Below are 17,939 nucleotides of genomic sequence, written 5' to 3'. Positions count from 1 at the left end.
CAGTCGGCACCGGTAGGTTCTTGTTCCATGCGCGTGGCGACCTGGAACGTGAACTCCGTCCGCACCCGAGTGGGTCGGATCGTCGACTGGCTGGTGCGTGAGGACGTCGACGTCCTCGGCATGCAGGAGATCAAGTGCAAGCCGGAGCAGTTCCCGGTCGAGCAGTTCGAGGCCGCGGGGTACCACGTCGAGGCGCACGGCCTGAACCAGTGGAACGGCGTCGCGTTCGCCAGCCGGCTGCCGATGGAGGACGTCACCCGCGACTTCCCCGGCCAGCCCGGGTTCCTGAAGGGCCACGAGGGGCCGGACCTGCCGGTCGAGGCCCGCGCGATCGGCGTCACGGTCGACGGCGTGCGGCTCTGGAGCCTCTACGTGCCGAACGGCCGCGAGCTCGGCGACCCGCACTACACGTACAAGCTCGACTGGCTCGCCCAGCTGGCCGACCGCACCTCGGAGTGGATCGAGGCGTCGCCGGAGACCCCGCTCGCGCTGATGGGCGACTGGAACGTCGCACCGATCGACCAGGACGTCTGGGACATGCGGGTCTTCGAGGGGTCCACCCACGTCAGCGAACCCGAGCGGGCAGCGTTCCGCGAGTTCGAGGCGCGGGGCCTGCAGGACGTCGTGCGCCCGATCGTGCCCGACGGCTACACCTACTGGGACTACAAGCAGCTGCGGTTCCCGCGCAACGAGGGCATGCGCATCGACTTCGTCCTCGGTTCGCAGGCCTTCGCGGACGTCGTGACCGACGCCTCGATCCACCGGAACGAGCGCAAGGGCGACGCCCCGAGCGACCACGTCCCCGTGGTGGTCGACCTCGACCTGGACACGTCGCTCGACGACGACCGCCCGATGATCTTCTGACCGGAGTCGGGTCACCGGCCCGGCCCGGCGCCCGTCCGGCTCTGTTACGCCCGGCGTCCGCCGTGATTGAGCCGTCCGTCACGCCGACGTAGGTTTCCTGCACCGAACCCCTTCGAGAGCAGGTGAAGCCATGTCCCGCACGACGATCCTTCCCATCCAGCGCCTCATGGCGACCGCAGCCCCCGGTGCGTGGCGCGACGGCATCGTCGTCGAGACCCGCGCAGCCGACGCCGTGGTGCTGTTCCTCGACGGGAGCATCACGCAGCTGCGGGTGGCGGACGCCGACGGCGTCCTGTCGGTCGGCGAGCCGGTCGCCCACCACCCGGTCGCAGAGATCCTCAGCGCCGGCGGTCGACAGACCACGGCACGGGTCGCGTAGCGCGCACGCGTCGCGGAGCGCGCACGGAGCGGGTCAGACCGCCATCGAGTCGAGCATCGCCTGGCACTTCGACACCATCTCGTCGCAGGCCATGGCGCAGTAGCGGCACGACTCGTCCATGTCCTGGTGCTGACGGCACTCGGCGGCACACGCGGTGCCCATCGCGACGACGGCCATGAGCATCGCCTGCATCGCGGCGGTGTCCATCCCCATCGGACGCATCATCATCCGCATGCCGGTGTCGGCGAGCATCGCGGTGTTCGAGCACATCGCGGCGCAGGTGGCCATCTCGCCGCCCATCCGCATGTCGGCAGCCGAGCACATCGTCGCCGCCATCGACGCGGCGTTCATCGCCATCATCGTGTCCTGCATCATGTCCATGTCCATCTCCATGGGCATGTCCGTCATCGACATGTTCTGCATCATCGCCATCGTGTCCATCGCCGGTCTCCTCGTCGTGGTCATCGGTCACGGGGCGGTCCGCCCCGCGTGCCCGCCAGGGTACGCGCGTGCCGTCCGCGCTTCGTGAGCAGGAATGGTCGAGTCGGCGGACGCGACCCGACCTTTCCTGCTCACCATCCGCGGTGGTCGCCACCACGGCCGGACGGGAGGCCCGGTGCGCCCCCGCCACGGGCCTCCCGTCCGCCGCGATGCGCGTCCAGGGCGCGCTACGGGTGCAGCAGGGCGGCGATCGCGACGAGCACGGGCACCGAGCCGAGCGTCGAGATGAGCACGACGTCGCGCGCCACCGGCACCGCGGCCCCGTACCGCTGCGCGTAGTTGAAGACGTTCTGCGCCGCAGGCAGGGCGCCGAGGGTGGTGAGCACGAAGACCTCCTGGTCGCCGAGCCCGAACACGAACCGGGCGAACACGAACGCCACGGCCGGCATCACCACGAGCTTGATCGACGACGCCACGATGACGTCGGTGCGGATGGCCGGGTCCCGCAGCGGGGTCGCACCGTGCAGGCTCATCCCGAACGACAGCAGCACGACGGGCACCGCGGCCGCGCCGACGAGCGAGAACGGCTCGAGCACGGGGTCGGGCAGCGTGACCCCCGTCGCCGAGCACACGAGCCCGACGAGCGAGGCGATGATGATCGGGTTCCGGAACGGCCCCGCGATCCGTCGTCCCCACCCGCCGCCACCCGCGGTCGCAGCGTCGAGGATCGTCAGCGCGATCGGGGCCATCACGACGAGCTGCAGCAGGATCACCGGGACGACCGCGGTCGCCTGGCCGAGCACGTACACGGCCACCGGCAGCCCGATGTTGTTCGCGTTCACGTAGCTCGATGCCAGGGCGCCGACGGTGGTCGTGGTGACGGGGCGGCGCAGCACGAAGCGGAACACGGCGGCGGCACCGAGGGCGACCACGGCGGCGCTCAGCAACGAGACCCAGAGCATCGAGGACAGCAGCGACGCGATGTCGGCGGTCGCGATGGTGTGGAACAGCAGGCACGGCATCAGCACGAAGAACGCGAGCCGGCTCATCACGAACTGCGCGTGCGGGCCCAGCAGGCCGATGCGTCCGACGACGTACCCACCGGCGATGATCGCGCCGATGATCGCGAAGCCGGTCAACACGCCACCCATCCCGTCCATCCTGGCACCTGCCGGCGGTGATGTGACGTCACTCAGGTCGGAAATGCGTACGCATCGAATACCGTTGAGCGCATCATGACCTCGACGAACGCCGACACCCTCACCCGGTCCACCGACTCCAGCCAGCCGCTCGTGCCGCTGCTCGAGGAGCGCTGGAGCCCCCGCTCCTACGACGAGACCGCGACGATCTCGGACGACCAGCTCGACGCCGTCCTCGAGGCCGCTCGCTGGGCACCCTCGGCCATGAACTTCCAGCCCCGCCGCTTCATCGCCGGCCGCCGCGGCACCGAGACGTTCCGGAAGATCAACGAGAACCTGCTCGGCTTCAACGCCGCCTGGGCCTTCCGCGCCAGCGCCCTCGTCGTCGGCGTGCTCGAGACCGTGACCGCCGACGGCGAGGAGCGCCCCTTCGCGCAGTACGACCTCGGCCAGTCGCTCGCCGCGCTGACCGTGCAGGCGCACGCCGAGGGGCTGCACGTGCACCAGATGGCGGGCATCGACGCCGCCGGGCTCCGCGCCGCGTTCGACCTGCCCGAGCGCTTCCTGCCGTACACGGTCACGGCCGTCGGCACCGTCGCGCACCCGTCGCAGCTCGACGACAAGGCCGCCGAGCGCGAGGTCGCCCCGCGCACCCGCATCCCCCTCGACGAGGTCGTCCTCGTCAAGGAGTGATCACCGGCGGCACCGCCGCCCGCGATCGCCACGACGGCCGCGTCCCTGCGGGGGCGCGGCCGTCGGCGTACCATGACGTGACATGGATCAGCACCAGGACGACGCCCCGCCGGAGATGAACTTCTACACCCGGAAGTGGGTGCGACCGGAGGACCTCAACGCCAACGGCACCCTGTTCGGCGGCAGCCTGCTCCGCTGGATCGACGAGGAAGCCGCGGTCTACGCGATCATCCAGCTCGGCAACGGCAAGGTCGTCACGAAGTACATGTCGGAGATCAACTTCCTGTCCTCGGCGAAGGAGGGCGACATCGTCGAGATCGGCCTCGTCGCCACCCGGTTCGGCCGGACGTCGCTGACCATGCGGGCCGAGGCGCGCAACCTCTTCACGCACCGCAGCATCCTGACGATCGACGAGGTCGTCTTCGTGAACCTCGACGAGGACGGCAACCCCGCCCCGCACGGCTACACCGACATCACCTACGCCCGCGACCGGGTCCCCGCCACGCACCGCGCGTGACCCCGCAGACTTCGCGCAGCACCGGGGCACCCTGTCGGTCGCACCCTGCGCGTGGTCGGCGGGCTCTGGCAGGATCGGGGGCATGACCACGCCCCGCCTCGTCGCCTTCGACCTGGACGACACGCTCGCCCCGTCGAAGTCCTCCCTCGACCCCCGCATGCTCGAGACCTTCGCGTCCCTGCTCGAGGTCGTGCCGGTCGCGGTCATCTCCGGCGGCAACTTCACCCAGTTCGAGCAGCAGCTCGTCACCCCGCTCCGGCAGCGCGACGGCCTGACGCTCGACGCCCTGCACCTGCTGCCGACCTGCGGCACCCGGTACTACCGCTGGGAGGACCAGGACTGGGCGCTGCAGTACGCCGAGGACCTCACCGACGAGCAGAAGGACCGCGCCCTCGCCGCGGTCGAGGCCCGTGCGAAGGAAGCCGGGTACTGGGAGTCCGAGACCTGGGGCGCCATCCTCGAGGACCGCGGGTCGCAGATCACGTTCTCCGCCCTCGGCCAGGCCGCCCCGGTGGACGTCAAGAAGCAGTGGGACCCGACCGGCGAGAAGAAGGACCACCTGCGCCGTCTGGTGCAGCAGGACCTGCCCGACCTCGAGGTCCGATCGGGCGGCTCCACCAGCATCGACATCACCCGCAAGGGCATCGACAAGGCCTACGGCATGCAGCGCCTGGCCGAGATCACCGGCATCGCACTCGACGACATGCTCTTCGTCGGCGACCGGCTCGACCCCGAGGGCAACGACTACCCGGTGAAGGCACTCGGGGTCCCCTGCCACGCGGTGCAGGGCTGGGAGGACACGGACGCGTTCCTGACGGAGCTCATCCCCACCCTGCGCTGACCGCGCGGCGGACGGGAGGCCCGTGGCGGGCCCGCACCGCGCCTCCTGTCCGTCCGCGGTCGCGTCCGGAGCCGCGAACGCGACCGGCTCGGCCGGGCGCTCAGCCCAGGCTGCGGACGGCCTCGACGAAGGCGCGGATCTTCGCGGGGTCCTTGACGCCGCGCTCCGACTCGACACCGCTCGACACGTCGACGCCGTCGGGGTCGAGCGCTTCGACCGCGGCGACCACGTTGGCCGGGGTCAGCCCGCCGGCGAGGATCCAGGCCTCGTCCACGCCGTCGATCGTGGCCGGGTCGATCAGGCGACCGCTGCCGGGCACGGCGGCGTCGAGCAGCAGCAGGTCGTGGTCGAACGCGGCGCGCTGCTCGGGCGTCTCGCGCAGGTAGTCCTCGGCCGCGATGGCCCGGATGGTGAAGAAGCCGGCGTCGCGCGCGCGGGCGAAGTCGGACGCCGACTCGCCACCGTGCAGCTGCAGCGTCGTGAGCCCGACCTCGGAGGCGATGCCGACGATCTCGTCGATCTTCTGGTCGCGGAAGACCCCGACGGCGTCGATGCCGTCCGGCACCCGCTCGACGAGTTCCTTCGCCAGGTCGGCGGTGACGGTCCGGGGGCTGCCCGCCGCGAAGACGAACCCGACGGCGTCGGCACCCGCGTCGATGGCGGCGTCCACGGTGTCGGGCGTCGACAGGCCACAGATCTTGATCCAGCGCTGGTCGGTCATGCTGTCCATCCTGCCAGGGCGCTCCGGTGCCCGGAGCACGGAGCCGCCGAGCGGTTCAGTGCAGGGCACCCGCGACGTAGGCGGCCACGCAGGCCGCGGTGACGCCGAAGGCCGCGAAGGACCCGACCAGGACGTTCCGCCGGCGCCAGCGCCGCACCGCCGAGAACGTGCCGCGCCTGGCGTGCCGGTGCGCGGCGCGGTGCATGCGGTGGTCGCGCTGGTGCTTGACGCGTTCCGGGCCGAGCGGCACCGGGCCGGTGATCTGGGTGGACCCGCCGCGCAACGCGTTGGCGATGGCGACCGCGGTGGGCCGGCGCTCCGGGTCGCGGGCCGTCATCCGGCTGAGCAGCTCGCGCCACTCGTCGGCGACGTCGTCCGGGACCTCGGGGTCGCGGCGGAGCCGGGCGAGTGCGGCCTCGATGAGGGTGCCCGAGTACTCCTGCTTGCCGGTCAGCGCCTCGAGCAGGACGAGCCCGAGCGAGTACACGTCGGTGGCGAAGCTGATCGGTTCGCCGGCGACCTGCTCGGGGCTGAGGTAGGCGGCGGTGCCGATGACCGTGCCGTCGTTCGTCAGGCGGGAGCCGTCGACGAAGTGGGCGACGCCGAAGTCGGTGAGTTTGACCGTACGGGCGAACCCGGACGAGCCCTCGTCGCTGATCAGGATGTTGGCGGGCTTGACGTCGCGGTGCACGATGCCGCGGGAGTGCACGTAGGCCAGGGCGTCGGCGAGTTGCGCACCGAGGTCGGCCACCTCGTAGTTGTGCAGGGCGCCCTCGGACAGGCGGCGGAGCAGCGTCGTGTCGGCGATCAGCTCCATCACGATGAACCGGTGCGGGCCGTCCTCGAACTCGTGGGTGCCGGCGTCGTACAGCGGGATGAGGCCCGGGTGGGAGAGCATGCTGAGCAGCCGGATCTCGCGCTCCTGGCGGACACGGTCGGCGGTGGTCATCTTGTCCGGGGTCGCGAAGAGCTTCACGGCCACGGCCCGGTACGTGTGCTCGTCACGGGCTTCGTAGACGGATCCCATGCCGCCGGTGCCGATGAGCTTCACGAGCCGGTACCGCGCAGAGAGGACGGTGTCCGCCCGCGCGCTGTCCAGCAGGGTCATGGTGTCCGTCGTCCCGTCCGGAGCCCGTGGTTCCGCGGCCGCTGCCGGCGTGTGGGCTCATGGGAAACGGTACGCGTCCGACTCTCGATCCGCATGGCCGTTACGACATCGTGATCGCCGTACTTCCCTGAGTTCCCGGGGATCGACGGGGTACAGTCCGACCTCCACCAGGACGAGGAATCGCGCAAGGAGGACAGCATGGCGTTGTCGAAGGGTGACGAGGTGCACTGGAACACCTCGCAGGGCAGGACGACCGGCACGCTCGTGCGCAAGCGGACGAGCGACTTCGAGTTCGACGGGCAGCACTTCACGCCGACCGACGACGACCCGTACTGGATCGTCGAGTCGGAGAAGAGCGGCAAGCAGGCCGCACACAAGGAGTCGGCGCTGACGAAGGCCTGAGGCTCAGTCGCGGGCGGGCTCGGCGCGACGACGACCCCGGGCACCGCCCACGGCCGGGCTGCTGCTGCCGCGGTCGTCGTGGTCATCGGGGCCGCCCGTACGCCGCTCGGCGCGGACACGGCGGACCCGGCGCACGACGAAGGTCACCACGACCACGGCGATCGCGACGTAGAGCACGCGGTCGATCCACTCGGTGTAGGCCTCGACCTGGTCGTACTGCGACCCGAACGCGGCACCGAGCAGCACGAGGGCACTGTTCCAGATGCCGCTCGCGATGATCGTGAACACCGAGAACGTGCCGAGGTGCATGCGGTCGGCGCCGGCCGGCAACGAGATGAGGCTGCGGACGATCGGGACGAACCGGCCGAAGAACACCGCGCTCTTGCCGTGCCGGTGGAACCAGCCGGCCGCCTTGCGGAAGTCGTCCTCGTCGACGAGGGGCAGCTTGCCGAACCACCGCGTGGTGCGTTCGAACCCGATCTTCGCGCCGAGCCAGTACAGCACCAGCGCCCCGAGGTACGAACCGATCGTCGCCAGCACCAGGACCAGCACGAGGTTCATCTGGCCGGCACCCGCCAGGAACCCGGCCAGCGGCAGGATGACCTCGGACGGGATGGGCGGGAACACCGTCTCGACGAAGAGCATCAGCCCGACGCCCCACTCCCCCAGCGCGTCGATCAGCTGCAGCACCAGGCCGGAGAGTCCACCGAGGTCCGACGGGGCGGTGGAGTCGCCACTGGCGACGGTCATGGCACGGGTGGTCACGGCAGTCGTCATGCCCCCAGCATCCCTGAACGCCCTGTCAGGACCCGGCACGCTCCCTGGGTGTCAGCCGAGTCCCATGTGGGCGGACCGGACGTGCGCGAGCGACCGGGCGAGCGCACCCCGGGCGACGGCGTCGCGCCCGACCGTCGACGGGGTGAACGCCACCGGGTGCCGGAGCTGCGGCGTGACGATCTCGTCGAGCGCGGCGCAGAACACCTCGGCAGCCGGCAGGACCTCGCCACCGACGACGACGACCTCGGGGTCGATCGTCGTCACGAGCTGCACGACGCCGGGTGCCACGTCGGCCGCGAACGCACGGACGGTCTCGACTGCCGACACCGAACCCTGGGCCGCCGCCGCGAAGACGGACTCGAGGTCCGTGCCGGACGGGATCCGGGCCTCCAGGCGGGCGGGTGCGGCGGGCCAGCCGGTCGAGGCGATGCCGCCCATCTCGCCGGCCGCGCCGCGCGCACCGCGCGCCAACGAGCCGTCGACCACCAGGGCGGCGCCGATCTGCCGACCCATGACCAGGTACAGGGCGTCCCGGACGCCGTGGAACCGCCCCCACCGCGCCTCGGCCGTGGCCGCCAGCTTGGCGTCGTTGTCGAAGAAGGTGGCGACCCCGGGGAAGAGGTCCTGGATCCGGCCGGGCACCCGCCGCTCGACCCACTCCGGCACCGCGACCGTGTAGTCGATCGCGCCGTCGCGGTCGACGACCGCCGGGACCCCGAACGTGGCACCGAGCACCGGCGCACCACCGGCGGAGCCGCCGACCGCACCACCGACGGGCGCCGTCAGCCGACGAACGACGTCCTGCACGCTCGACCAGGCCTGTTCGGCGTCGGCGAGGTCGGTGTAGCGCTCCTCGACGCGGGCGAGCGTGACGCCGCGCAGGTCCGCGCGCACGCCGACGATCCCGTGCAGGCCGAGGTCCACGCCGAGCACGGAGCCGGCCGACGCGTCCGCGGCGAAGCGCTTGGCGCGACGACCGGCCTTGTTCGGGGTGGCGATCGCCTCGGCCTCGGTCACCCAGCCCTCGTCGACCAGGTCGGCGAGCGCCGCCTCGACCGTGGGGCGGGAGAGTCCGACCGTGCGCCCGAGCTCGGTGACCGTGCGGGAGACGTCGTCGCGCAGGAGCTCGTCGAGGATCGCCCGCGAGTTCATCTGCCGCAGGACCCCCGGGGTCGTCCCGACGGCACCCGGGGTCGTTGACACGGTCTGCTGCACGGCCATAGCCTCCACATTACGAAAGATCATTGAGGAATGGTGGCTCCGACATGCTCGTCCCACGACCGCGCCGCACCGCTCCCGGTGTCGGGGCCTTCGAGATCACCCCGTCGACCCGGATCGCCGCCGACCCGGCGAGTGAGTCCGTCCGACTGTACCTGCAGCAGACCCTGCGGGGATCGACCGGGCTGCCGGTGCGGGACGCCCTCGACGACACGGCACCGGGGGCCGGCACGATCGCGCTGCGCGTCGCCGACGACCCGTCCCTGCCCGCTGGCCCGACGACGCCGGAGGGCGACCGCGCGGAGTCGTTCCGCCTCACGGTGACGCCGGACGGCGTCGACGTCGTCGGCGGCTCGCCCGCCGGGGTCTTCTACGGTGTGCAGGCCCTGCTGCAGCTGCTGCCCCCGGACGTGTACCGCCGCGGCCGGGTCGCGACCGGTCCGTGGTCCGTCCCCGCCGTGGTCGTCGAGGACGCCCCCGCCTTCGCCTGGCGCGGCGTGATGCTCGACGTCGCCCGGCACTTCCGGACGAAGCACGAGGTCATGCGGGTGGTCGACCAGCTCGCCGCACACCGGATCAACCGCCTGCACTTCCACCTCACCGAGGACCAGGGGTGGCGCATCGAGATCCGGAAGTACCCACGCCTGACCGAGGTCGGGTCCTGGCGTCGGGAGTCCCAGGTCGGCGCGCACGTCCCCGGGCCGGACGGCACACTCGTCGTCGCCGGGTTCGACGGCCGCCCGCACGGCGGGTACTACACGCAGGACGACGTCCGCGAGATCGTGGCGTACGCGGCCGACCGGTTCGTCACCGTCGTCCCCGAGATCGAGACCCCCGGGCACGTCCGTGCAGCGCTGGCGGCGTACCCGTCGCTCGGCGTCACGGGCGAACCGGTCGAGGTGTGGACGGAGTGGGGCATCGCCGACGACGTCCTGAACGCCGAGGACGCCACGATCGACTTCTTCAAGGACGTCCTCGACGAGGTCATCGCGCTCTTCCCCTCCGGCTACATCGGCATCGGCGGCGACGAGTGCCCGAAGGTGCAGTGGGAGACCGACCCCCGCACCCAGGAGCGCATCCGCGAGCTCGGGCTGCAGGACGAGGAACAGCTGCAGGCCTGGATCATCGGACAGCTCGCCGCACACGTCGAGTCGCACGGCCGGCGGGCGTTCGGGTGGGACGAGATCCTCGAGGGCGGCACGCTCGACCCCTCGGCGACCGTGGTCTCCTGGCGCGGGCTGACCGGCGCACGGACCGCCGCCCGCCGCGGGCACGACGTCATCTCGTCGCCCGACGACCAGGTGTACCTCGACTACCGCCAGAGCGACCTGTCGACCGAGCCGATCCCGGTGTCGATCGTGCTCACCGTCGACGACGTCTTCGCCTTCGACCCGGTGCCGTCGGGGCTCACCGACGACGAGCGCGCCCACGTCATCGGCGGCCAGGGCAACATGTGGACGGAGCACGTCGACTCCGCCCGTCGGCTCGACTACCAGCTCTTCCCCCGCGTCGCCGCCCTCGCCGAGGCACTGTGGTCGGCCGACGTCACCGGGCCGCGCGACCTCGCCGAGTTCCGCGGACGCCTGGCCGAGCACACCGCCCGCCTCGAGGCGATGGGCATCGAGTACCGGCACGAGGCCGGGCCGTTCCCGTGGGAGCAGCGACCGGGCGTCCCGGGGCGCCCGCACTCGCGTGAGGAGCGTGCGGCGTACATCGACGCGGTGACGGCGAACATCGCCGACTGACCTGTTGACATTTCACATGTAAGAGGTTCACACTGGGGAGGACTTCACGGAGGAGACCCCCATGCCACAGCGCAGCATCCCCGGCCTCGACGGGCTCGACATCGACGCACTGATCGGGGATCGACAGCCCGAGGCCGAGCTCGAGATCACCGTCGACTTCGTCCGGGGCCGGTCGGTGCTGATCACGGGCGCCGGCGGCTCGATCGGCAGTGAACTCTGCCGACAGCTCGTCCGGTTCGAGCCGGCGGAGATCATCATGCTCGACCGCGACGAGACCGCCCTGCAGCAGGTGCAGGTCTCCGTGGACGGTCACGGGCTCCTCGACACGAAGAACGTCGTCCTGGCCGACATCCGCGACGCCGACGCCATCCGCGACATCATGCTGACCCGCCGGCCCGACGTCGTCTTCCACGCAGCGGCGCTGAAGCACCTGCCGATGCTCGAGCAGTACCCGGACGAAGGCTGGAAGACGAACGTCCTCGGCACCCTGAACGTCCTCCGCGCCGCTGCTGCCGCGGGCGTGGGGACACTCGTGAACATCTCGACCGACAAGGCCGCGAACCCGACGAGCGTGCTCGGATCGACCAAGCGCATCGCGGAGCGGTTGACCGCCTGGACCGCCGCCGACACGGGCCACGACTACGTGTCGGTCCGGTTCGGCAACGTCCTCGGCAGCCGTGGCTCGATGCTCCCGCTCTTCGCGGAGCTGATCCGTGCCGGACGCCCCCTCACCGTCACCCACCCCGACGCCACCCGCTACTTCATGTCCATCCCCGAGGCGTGCCACCTCGTGATCCAGTCGGCTGCGATCGCCCACCCCGGCGAGGTCCTCGTGCTCGACATGGGGGCACCGGTCCGGATCCTCGACATCGCACGGCGCATGCTCCAGGCCACCGGCAGCCCGTCCGACATCGTGTTCACGGGCCTGCGGGCGGGCGAGAAGCTCCACGAGGACCTCATCGGACGCGGCGAGACCGAACGCCGCCCGGTACACCCCAAGATCACCCACACCTCGGTCGCCCCGATCGCGCCGTGCGACGTCGACGAGTGCGTCCCCGGTCAGGTCGACCCGTCGGCGCTCGCGATGGCCGCCTGACCGGCGCACGTCCAGCCCGCAACACGACCGGACGACGGACGGGAGGCCCGGTGCCAGCTGGCACCGGGCCTCCCGTCGTTCCCGGGATCGCGTCGACTACGCGGCGACCGGTGCGCGCTGGCCCACCGTCTCGCCGGCCACGGCAGCTTCGCTGCCCGCTGCGGCCTCGTCGACGGGGCGACGACGGACCCACTTCTTCAGGGCGACGAGCACCAGCGCGGACACCACGGTCCCCGCCAGGATCGCGACGACGAACATCAGGACGTCACCGATCGCGAAGAAGACGAAGATCCCGCCGTGCGGCGCTCGCGAGGTCACGCCGGCAGCCATCGAGATCGCACCCGTGATCGCGGCACCGACCATCGACGCCGGGATGACGCGCAGCGGGTCGGCTGCGGCGAACGGGATCGCACCCTCGGAGATGAAGGACGCACCGAGGAGCCACGCGGCCTTGCCGTTCTCGCGCTCCGGCTTCGTGAACCCCTTGCGGTAGAGCACGGTCGAGGCGAGCGCGAGTGCGAGCGGCGGCACCATGCCGGCCGCCATGACGGCGGCCATGATCTCGAACGGCACCACGTTCGTGGCGGTCCCGGCACCGAGCCCGGCGACGGCGAACGCGTACGCCACCTTGTTGACCGGACCACCGAGGTCGAACGCCATCATCAGCCCGAGGATGATCCCGAGCAGGACGGCCGAGGCACCCGACAGGGAGTTGAGCCAGGCGGTGAGCTCGGTCATGACCCAGGCGATCGGGCCACCGAGCACCAGGAGCATGAGGCCCGAGGCGATGATCGACGCGAACAGCGGGATGATCACGACCGGCATCAGGCCACGCAGCCACCGCCAGGTCGGGATGCGCCCGATCCAGTACGCGGCGGCACCGGCGATGAGGCCACCGACCAGACCACCGAGGAACCCGGCGTTCATGAACACGGCGATCGACCCGGCCACGAAGCCCGGTGCGATGCCCGGACGGTCGGCGATGGCGTAGGCGATGTACCCGGCGAGTGCTGCGACCAGGAACCCGAGCGACACGGACCCGATCTGGAACGCGGCGGCGCCGAGGTAGTAGCCGAGGCCCTCCGGCGGCAGGTTCAGCAGGGTGTAGTTGGTGAGCGTGAAGACGGCGTTGTTCTGGCCCGAGTCACCGTGGGTCAGCGCGATGCCGTACCCGGAGAGCAGGAAGCCGAGCGCGATGAGCAGCCCGCCGCCGGCCACGAACGGGATCATGTAGCTGACGCCGGTGAGGAGCCAGCGCTTGAGCGACTGGCCGAAGTGCTCGTTCTTGGCGGTGGACTCGCCCTCGACGGCGGCACCACCCTGCACGCGTGCGGCGTGCGGGTCCTCCGAGGCGCGGATGGCCTCGGCGATCATCTTGTCGGGCTCGTCGACACCGCGCTTGACGGGTCCGGACACGAGCGGCTTGCCGGCGAACCGACCGCGGTCGCGGACGTCGACGTCGACCGCGAACACGACGGCGTCGGCACGAGCGATGAGAGCCGGGTCGAGGGGTTCGACCTGCGAGGACCCCTGCGTCTCGATGTGCATCTCGGCACCGGCACGCTGGGCTGCGGCGACGAGGGCGTCGGCCGCCATGTAGGTGTGCGCGATGCCGGTCGGGCACGCCGTGACGCCGACGAAGACCTTGCGGCCCGCCTCCGGCGCGGTGGCCGGTTCGGAGGCACCACTCGCCTTCCCGACGCCGGCCTCGGCCACTTCGCCGCTCACCTCGTTGTCGACCAACCGGACGATCTCGTCGGGGGTGGTCGCGGCACGGAGCGCGGCGGTGAAGTCCTCGCGGATGAGCGCGCGGGCCAGGGTCGAGAGGACCGTCAGGTGGTCCTTGTCCGCCCCCTCGGGCACGGCGATCATGAAGACGATGTCGGCGTCGCCGTCCGGGGCGCCGAACGGTACCTTCCGGGCCAGGCGCGAGAACGCCAGCGTCGGCTCGGACACCGACGCCGACCGGGCGTGCGGGATGGCGATGCCACCGGGGACGCCCGTTCCGACGCTCGCCTCGCGCTTGATGGCGTCGTCGGCGAGCGTGGCACCGTCGGCGGCGCGGCCGGTCGCGGCGACGCGGTCGGCGAGCACCCGGATGACGTCGGTCGACGTGGCGCCGAGGTCCTCGTCGAGGCCGACGAGCTGTGCGCTGATGAGGCGCGGACTCGAGTCTGCGGACATGTGCTTGCTCCTTCGCAATGGCGCTGATCGCGCGGTGGTGCAGGTGTTCGTGGGGTGGTCGGGCGGGGTGGAGAGGATCAGGCGGGTTCGGGTGCCGGGTGCGTGTCGAGCACCCGGACGGAGACCGCCGTCGGGTCGGTGTGGTCGAGTGCCGGCACGTCGCTGCCGGGCAGTGCTGCGGCCGCGGCACCGGTGGCGACGGCCTGTGCGAGACGCTGCTCGGGTGCGGCTCCGGCGACCTCGGCGAGCAGGTAGCCGGCGAGGGACGAGTCCCCCGCACCGACGGTCGACCGGGCGACGATCTTCGGTGCAGCGGCGGCGAACGCGCCCTCGTCGGAGACCAGCACGGCGCCGGCGCTGCCCAGGGTGAGCAGGACCGTGCCGACGTTCTTCCGCCGCAGCCGCTGGGCTCCGGCCACCGCGGCGTCGAGGTCGCGCTCGTACTCCTCGGGGTCGCCGCCGACGACCTCGGCGAGTTCCTCGGCGTTCGGCTTCACCAGGTCGATCCGTTCGCCCGACTGCAGCAGCGCCGTGAACGGCACCCCGGACGAGTCGACGGCGATCCGGACGTCGGCACCGTGGCGGGCACGGACGGCACGGACGAGCACGGCGAGTGCGTCGTCGGGCAGACCGGGCGGCAGCGACCCGGCGACCACGACCCAGCGGGCGGCGGGGCCGGTAGCGGTCGCAGCGGCGGTGTCGGCGACCAGCGCGGCGAGGTCGTCGAGGCGGCCGGCGAGCGAGGGGCCGGGTTCGTTGAGCTTCGTCGTGGTGCCGGTCGGCTCGGTCACGGTGACGTTCGAGCGGAGGGGCGCCCCGATCGGCAGCGCGGCCGTCGGTATGCCGCGGGTGGCCAGGCCGAGCAGGACCGGGTCGAGCTCGTCGCCGGGCAGGACGGCGACGGTGTCCCCGCCGCTCGCGACGACCACGCGGGAGACGTTGACGCCCTTGCCGCCGGGTTCCGCGGTGGACCGGGTCGCACGCTGGACGGCGCCGCGCTGCAGTTCGCCGGCGAGCTCGATCGTGCGGTCGAGGGACGGGTTCGGGGTGACCGTGACGATGCGGGCGTTCACGCGACGACCACCTCGACGTCGGCGTCGGCGAGCGCGCCGGCGAGGTCGGCCGGGGGCTGCTCATCCGTGACGAGCGTGTCGATCTCGTCCAGGCGCGCGAACCGCATCAGGGCCTCCACGCCGTGCTTGGCGGCGTCGGCGAGCACCACGGCCCGTCGGGCGGCGAGCACGTAGGCGCCCTTCACGGCGGCCTCGTACTCGTCCGGGGTGCTCAGACCGAAGCCGGCGGACAGGCCGTTCGTGCCGATGAACGCCACGTCGGGCCGGAGGGCACCGATCTGCTCGACGGTAGCCGTGCCGACGGCGGCGCTCGTGACGCCACGGACGCGCCCGCCGAGCAGGTGCAGCTCGAGGTGCTCGCTGTGCTGCAGGGTCGCGGCGATCGGCACCGAGTTCGTGATGACGGTGATGGTCGAGCCGGCGACCTCGGGCTCCCAGCGGGCGAGTTCGGAGGCGACGGCGGCGCAGGTGGTGCCGGCGTCGAGGGCGATCGAGCCGGTGAAGGTCGGTGGCACCAGGCGCATCGCGGCGCGGGCGATGGCGGACTTCGCGGTGCCGTGCTGCCCCTCGCGCTCGGCGACGCTCAGTTCGACGACGCTCGAGCGGCCGACGGGGACCGCTCCCCCGTGCACCCGGCGCAGGACCCCGGCGGACTCGAGGGCGTCGAGGTCACGGCGAACGGTCTCGGTGGTGACGTCGAAGTGCTCGGCCAGACCCGCGACCGACACGCGACCGGCGGACTGCAGCTCGGCGGCGATGGCGGTGTGCCGCTCGGTTGCGTACATGCCCGAACTCCTTCGTTCCGTTGGGTTTCGAGCACTGTACGTCTGAAACCCACAAGAACGCAACCGTTCCGTCACGCAACCAACACGTCCACAGGTGCTGGTCGTCCGAGCGCTACCCCTTCACAGCACCCGCCGTCATCCCGCTGACCAGCCGGCGCTGCACGATGAGGAAGAACACCACGACCGGGATCGAGAACAGCACGCTCGCCGCCATCAGCCCACCGAAGTCGGTGCCCTTGTTCGTCGAGAACCCGGCGAGCCAGACCGGCAGCGTGTACATCCCCTGGTCCTTGAGCATCACGTACGCGATCAGGTAGTCGTTCCACGCCGCGATGAACGCGAACACGCTCGTGGCGATGACCCCGGGCATGACGAGCGGGAACAGCACGCTCCACAGGATCCGGAACGTGCCGGCGCCGTCCACCTTCGCGGCCTCCTCGATCTCGACGGGGACGGCCACGAAGAAGCCGCGCATCACCCAGATCGAGAACGGCAGCACGCTCGCCACGTACGCCAGGATCAGCCCGACGTAGCTGTTCAGCAGCCCGAGGGTCTGGAACGACAGGAAGAGCGGGATGAGCAGTGCGCCCGACGGGATCATCTGCACGAACAGGATCGCGACCAGGATCGCCCGGCGGCCGCGGAACCGGAACCGCGACAGTGCCGCCGACGCCAGGAACCCGACGACGATCGACAGCAGCACGGCCGCCACCACGACGATGGTGGAGTTCCGCAGGTAGACCAGGAAGCCCTCCTGCGTGAGCGCCCGCGTGAAGTTGTCGAGCGTCGGGTGCAGCGGCGCCCAGATCGGGGTCATCGTGGTGACCTCGTCGGCGGGCTTGAAGGCGGTGTTCACCATCCAGTAGATCGGGAACACCCAGACCAGGCAGAACACCACGGCGATGGTGTTCGCGACGATGCGCGGCTTGCGTTTGCGCACCCGCACGGGGCCCGGCGCGGAGACGCTGCCCGCGCGGGGCGCCGTTCTCGAGACGGTCACAGGTCCTCCTCACCGCTGCGGACGAGCCGGCGGATGTAGTAGCTGGTGAGCACCCCGAGGATCAGGGTCGAGATCACGGCGATCGCCGCGCCCTGCCCGTAGGCGTTGGACACGAACGACTGCACGAAGGTCCAGATGCCGAGGGTCAGCGTGGCCTCCTCCGGTCCGCCGCGGGTGAGCAGCCAGATCTGGTTGAAGACGTTGAAGTCCCAGATCACCGACAGGATCGACACGAGCAGCAGCGTCGGCGCGAGTGCTGGCAGCGTGATCGCGCGGTACATCGTCCAGACCGAGGCCCCGTCGAGCGCACCGGCCTCGTAGTACTCCGGCGCGATCTGGGACTGCGCGGCGTACAGCGTCAGCGCCACGAACGGCACGGCCTGCCAGATGACGAGCGTCAGCACGATCGTGTACGCCTGCCCCGGGTGCGAGGCCCAGTTGTCCTGCGTGTGGTCGCCGAACACCCGCAGCTGCGTGATGAGCCAGTTGAGCACGCCGTAGAACGGCTGGAAGAGCCACTGCCAGACCAGGCTCGAGGCCACGTTCGGCATCGCCCAGGCCAGCACGAGCACGACGCTGACGATCGTGCGCATCGCGACCCCGAGACGGGTGAGCAGCTGTGCCACCCCCATGCCGATGACGATCGTGCCGAGGACCATCGCGCCCGTCACGAGCACGGTGCGCAGGATGACCGGCCAGAACGACGCGTCGGTCAGGACGTCCGTGTAGTTCGTCAGCCCGGTGAACCCGGCCTGCCCGGTGAAGATCGCCCGCAGCCCGTAGTCCTGGAACGAGATGACGACGAGCCGGACGAGCGGGTAGACGACGAGGGCCAGGAGCAGCAGTGCCGCCGGGGCCAGCAGGACGAGCGGCGCCCGCGACCCGACCGGCGACCGACGGCCCGTGCCCCGCCCGCCTCGACGGGAACCCCGCGACGGACCCTGAACCGGCCCGCC

The 17,939-nt window shown here is 71.3% G+C and carries 19 protein-coding genes; 8 read left to right on the top strand and 11 right to left on the bottom strand.

All coding sequences use genetic code 11. The features are described from left to right. The first annotated feature begins 27 nt into the window (after positions 1–27). Positions 28–864, top strand: coding sequence for an exodeoxyribonuclease III (locus tag DEJ02_RS17165; protein WP_111033925.1), 837 nt, complete (start codon positions 28–30; stop codon positions 862–864). Positions 865–994: 130 nt separating this feature from the next. Then, complete coding sequence (locus tag DEJ02_RS17160; RefSeq protein WP_027464862.1) at positions 995–1,243, top strand: hypothetical protein; 249 nt, start codon at positions 995–997, stop codon at positions 1,241–1,243. A gap of 33 nt (positions 1,244–1,276) precedes the next feature. On the opposite strand, the gene DEJ02_RS17155 is transcribed toward DEJ02_RS17160, so the two are convergent. Further along, on the bottom strand, positions 1,277–1,684 hold the full coding sequence (locus DEJ02_RS17155) for an aldehyde dehydrogenase (RefSeq protein WP_111033924.1): 408 nt from the start codon (positions 1,682–1,684) through the stop codon (positions 1,277–1,279). 227 nt (positions 1,685–1,911) lie between these two features. Further along, the gene (locus DEJ02_RS17150; RefSeq protein ID WP_111033923.1) at positions 1,912–2,835 is read right to left on the bottom strand and encodes an AEC family transporter; all 924 of its coding nucleotides are present in this window, start codon (positions 2,833–2,835) and stop codon (positions 1,912–1,914) included. Between the two features lie 84 nt (positions 2,836–2,919). On the opposite strand from DEJ02_RS17150, the gene DEJ02_RS17145 reads away from it, so the two are divergent. From DEJ02_RS17145 to DEJ02_RS17135, 3 genes are all read left to right on the top strand, one after another. Further along, positions 2,920–3,516 (top strand): nitroreductase family protein, encoded by a 597-nt coding sequence (locus DEJ02_RS17145; protein WP_027464865.1) that lies wholly within the window; start codon positions 2,920–2,922, stop codon positions 3,514–3,516. A gap of 82 nt (positions 3,517–3,598) precedes the next feature. After that, positions 3,599–4,033 (top strand): acyl-CoA thioesterase, encoded by a 435-nt coding sequence (locus tag DEJ02_RS17140; RefSeq protein WP_017886352.1) that lies wholly within the window; start codon positions 3,599–3,601, stop codon positions 4,031–4,033. Positions 4,034–4,115: 82 nt separating this feature from the next. Next, on the top strand, positions 4,116–4,874 hold the full coding sequence (locus tag DEJ02_RS17135; protein ID WP_111033922.1) for an HAD-IIB family hydrolase: 759 nt from the start codon (positions 4,116–4,118) through the stop codon (positions 4,872–4,874). Positions 4,875–4,974: 100 nt separating this feature from the next. On the opposite strand, the gene DEJ02_RS17130 is transcribed toward DEJ02_RS17135, so the two are convergent. Both DEJ02_RS17130 and DEJ02_RS17125 read right to left on the bottom strand, forming a co-directional pair. Further along, entirely contained in the window at positions 4,975–5,595 is a 621-nt protein-coding gene (locus DEJ02_RS17130) for a phosphoribosylanthranilate isomerase (protein ID WP_111033921.1), read from the bottom strand. A gap of 55 nt (positions 5,596–5,650) precedes the next feature. Then, positions 5,651–6,703 carry a serine/threonine-protein kinase gene (locus DEJ02_RS17125; RefSeq protein ID WP_111022754.1) on the bottom strand — a complete coding sequence of 351 codons (1,053 nt, stop codon included), beginning with the start codon at positions 6,701–6,703 and terminating at the stop codon, positions 5,651–5,653. 198 nt (positions 6,704–6,901) lie between these two features. Between DEJ02_RS17125 and DEJ02_RS17120 the strand changes: the two genes are divergently transcribed. Continuing rightward, positions 6,902–7,105: a DUF2945 domain-containing protein gene (locus DEJ02_RS17120; RefSeq protein WP_071404335.1), complete on the top strand. Its 204-nt coding sequence runs from the start codon at positions 6,902–6,904 to the stop codon at positions 7,103–7,105. Positions 7,106–7,108: 3 nt separating this feature from the next. Here the strand turns inward: DEJ02_RS17120 and DEJ02_RS17115 are convergent, their stop codons facing one another. Both DEJ02_RS17115 and DEJ02_RS17110 read right to left on the bottom strand, forming a co-directional pair. Further along, on the bottom strand, positions 7,109–7,882 hold the full coding sequence (locus DEJ02_RS17115; protein WP_258378769.1) for a DedA family protein: 774 nt from the start codon (positions 7,880–7,882) through the stop codon (positions 7,109–7,111). A 51-nt stretch (positions 7,883–7,933) separates the two neighbouring features. Then, positions 7,934–9,097 carry an ROK family transcriptional regulator gene (locus tag DEJ02_RS17110; RefSeq protein ID WP_181440411.1) on the bottom strand — a complete coding sequence of 388 codons (1,164 nt, stop codon included), beginning with the start codon at positions 9,095–9,097 and terminating at the stop codon, positions 7,934–7,936. A 50-nt stretch (positions 9,098–9,147) separates the two neighbouring features. Between DEJ02_RS17110 and DEJ02_RS17105 the strand changes: the two genes are divergently transcribed. Both DEJ02_RS17105 and DEJ02_RS17100 read left to right on the top strand, forming a co-directional pair. Beyond that, complete coding sequence (locus tag DEJ02_RS17105; RefSeq protein WP_111033919.1) at positions 9,148–10,845, top strand: beta-N-acetylhexosaminidase; 1,698 nt, start codon at positions 9,148–9,150, stop codon at positions 10,843–10,845. A 61-nt stretch (positions 10,846–10,906) separates the two neighbouring features. Then, positions 10,907–11,941 carry a UDP-N-acetylglucosamine 4,6-dehydratase family protein gene (locus DEJ02_RS17100; protein WP_110864239.1) on the top strand — a complete coding sequence of 345 codons (1,035 nt, stop codon included), beginning with the start codon at positions 10,907–10,909 and terminating at the stop codon, positions 11,939–11,941. Positions 11,942–12,037: 96 nt separating this feature from the next. Here the strand turns inward: DEJ02_RS17100 and DEJ02_RS17095 are convergent, their stop codons facing one another. The 5 genes from DEJ02_RS17095 to DEJ02_RS17075 all read right to left on the bottom strand — a co-directional run. Then, on the bottom strand, positions 12,038–14,125 hold the full coding sequence (locus tag DEJ02_RS17095) for a fructose-specific PTS transporter subunit EIIC (protein WP_111033918.1): 2,088 nt from the start codon (positions 14,123–14,125) through the stop codon (positions 12,038–12,040). Positions 14,126–14,202: 77 nt separating this feature from the next. Then, positions 14,203–15,198, bottom strand: coding sequence for a 1-phosphofructokinase family hexose kinase (locus tag DEJ02_RS17090; protein ID WP_111033917.1), 996 nt, complete (start codon positions 15,196–15,198; stop codon positions 14,203–14,205). After that, entirely contained in the window at positions 15,195–15,983 is a 789-nt protein-coding gene (locus DEJ02_RS17085; RefSeq protein ID WP_071404329.1) for a DeoR/GlpR family DNA-binding transcription regulator, read from the bottom strand. Before DEJ02_RS17085 ends, DEJ02_RS17090 begins: the two co-directional genes overlap by 4 nt. A 112-nt stretch (positions 15,984–16,095) precedes the next feature. Beyond that, positions 16,096–16,983, bottom strand: coding sequence for a carbohydrate ABC transporter permease (locus DEJ02_RS17080; RefSeq protein ID WP_239001397.1), 888 nt, complete (start codon positions 16,981–16,983; stop codon positions 16,096–16,098). Next, positions 16,980–17,939, bottom strand: a 960-nt coding sequence (locus DEJ02_RS17075) for a carbohydrate ABC transporter permease (protein WP_220038399.1), incomplete at its 5' end; no start/stop codon positions are given. The genes DEJ02_RS17080 and DEJ02_RS17075, both read right to left, overlap by 4 nt.

This window comes from Curtobacterium sp. MCLR17_042, assembly GCF_003234695.1.
GTDB classification, from domain to species: Bacteria; Actinomycetota; Actinomycetes; order Actinomycetales; family Microbacteriaceae; genus Curtobacterium; species Curtobacterium flaccumfaciens.
Note: the sequence above shows the minus strand (reverse complement) of the source record. Positions and strands in the feature narration are given on the sequence as shown.

What these genes read in the sequence shown, in the direction of transcription:
- DEJ02_RS17095 (WP_111033918.1), bottom strand. Translation starts at nt 14,125, where the DNA reads ATGTCCGCAGACTCGAGTCCGCGCCTCATCAGCGCACAGCTCGTCGGC.
- DEJ02_RS17130 (WP_111033921.1), bottom strand. Translation starts at nt 5,595, where the DNA reads ATGACCGACCAGCGCTGGATCAAGATCTGTGGCCTGTCGACGCCCGAC.
- DEJ02_RS17105 (WP_111033919.1), top strand. Translation starts at nt 9,148, where the DNA reads ATGCTCGTCCCACGACCGCGCCGCACCGCTCCCGGTGTCGGGGCCTTC.
- DEJ02_RS17135 (WP_111033922.1), top strand. Translation starts at nt 4,116, where the DNA reads ATGACCACGCCCCGCCTCGTCGCCTTCGACCTGGACGACACGCTCGCC.
- DEJ02_RS17125 (WP_111022754.1), bottom strand. Translation starts at nt 6,703, where the DNA reads ATGACCCTGCTGGACAGCGCGCGGGCGGACACCGTCCTCTCTGCGCGG.
- DEJ02_RS17100 (WP_110864239.1), top strand. Translation starts at nt 10,907, where the DNA reads ATGCCACAGCGCAGCATCCCCGGCCTCGACGGGCTCGACATCGACGCA.
- DEJ02_RS17150 (WP_111033923.1), bottom strand. Translation starts at nt 2,835, where the DNA reads ATGGGTGGCGTGTTGACCGGCTTCGCGATCATCGGCGCGATCATCGCC.
- DEJ02_RS17145 (WP_027464865.1), top strand. Translation starts at nt 2,920, where the DNA reads ATGACCTCGACGAACGCCGACACCCTCACCCGGTCCACCGACTCCAGC.
- DEJ02_RS17120 (WP_071404335.1), top strand. Translation starts at nt 6,902, where the DNA reads ATGGCGTTGTCGAAGGGTGACGAGGTGCACTGGAACACCTCGCAGGGC.
- DEJ02_RS17085 (WP_071404329.1), bottom strand. Translation starts at nt 15,983, where the DNA reads ATGTACGCAACCGAGCGGCACACCGCCATCGCCGCCGAGCTGCAGTCC.
- DEJ02_RS17115 (WP_258378769.1), bottom strand. Translation starts at nt 7,882, where the DNA reads ATGACGACTGCCGTGACCACCCGTGCCATGACCGTCGCCAGTGGCGAC.
- DEJ02_RS17165 (WP_111033925.1), top strand. Translation starts at nt 28, where the DNA reads ATGCGCGTGGCGACCTGGAACGTGAACTCCGTCCGCACCCGAGTGGGT.
- DEJ02_RS17160 (WP_027464862.1), top strand. Translation starts at nt 995, where the DNA reads ATGTCCCGCACGACGATCCTTCCCATCCAGCGCCTCATGGCGACCGCA.
- DEJ02_RS17155 (WP_111033924.1), bottom strand. Translation starts at nt 1,684, where the DNA reads ATGGACACGATGGCGATGATGCAGAACATGTCGATGACGGACATGCCC.
- DEJ02_RS17140 (WP_017886352.1), top strand. Translation starts at nt 3,599, where the DNA reads ATGGATCAGCACCAGGACGACGCCCCGCCGGAGATGAACTTCTACACC.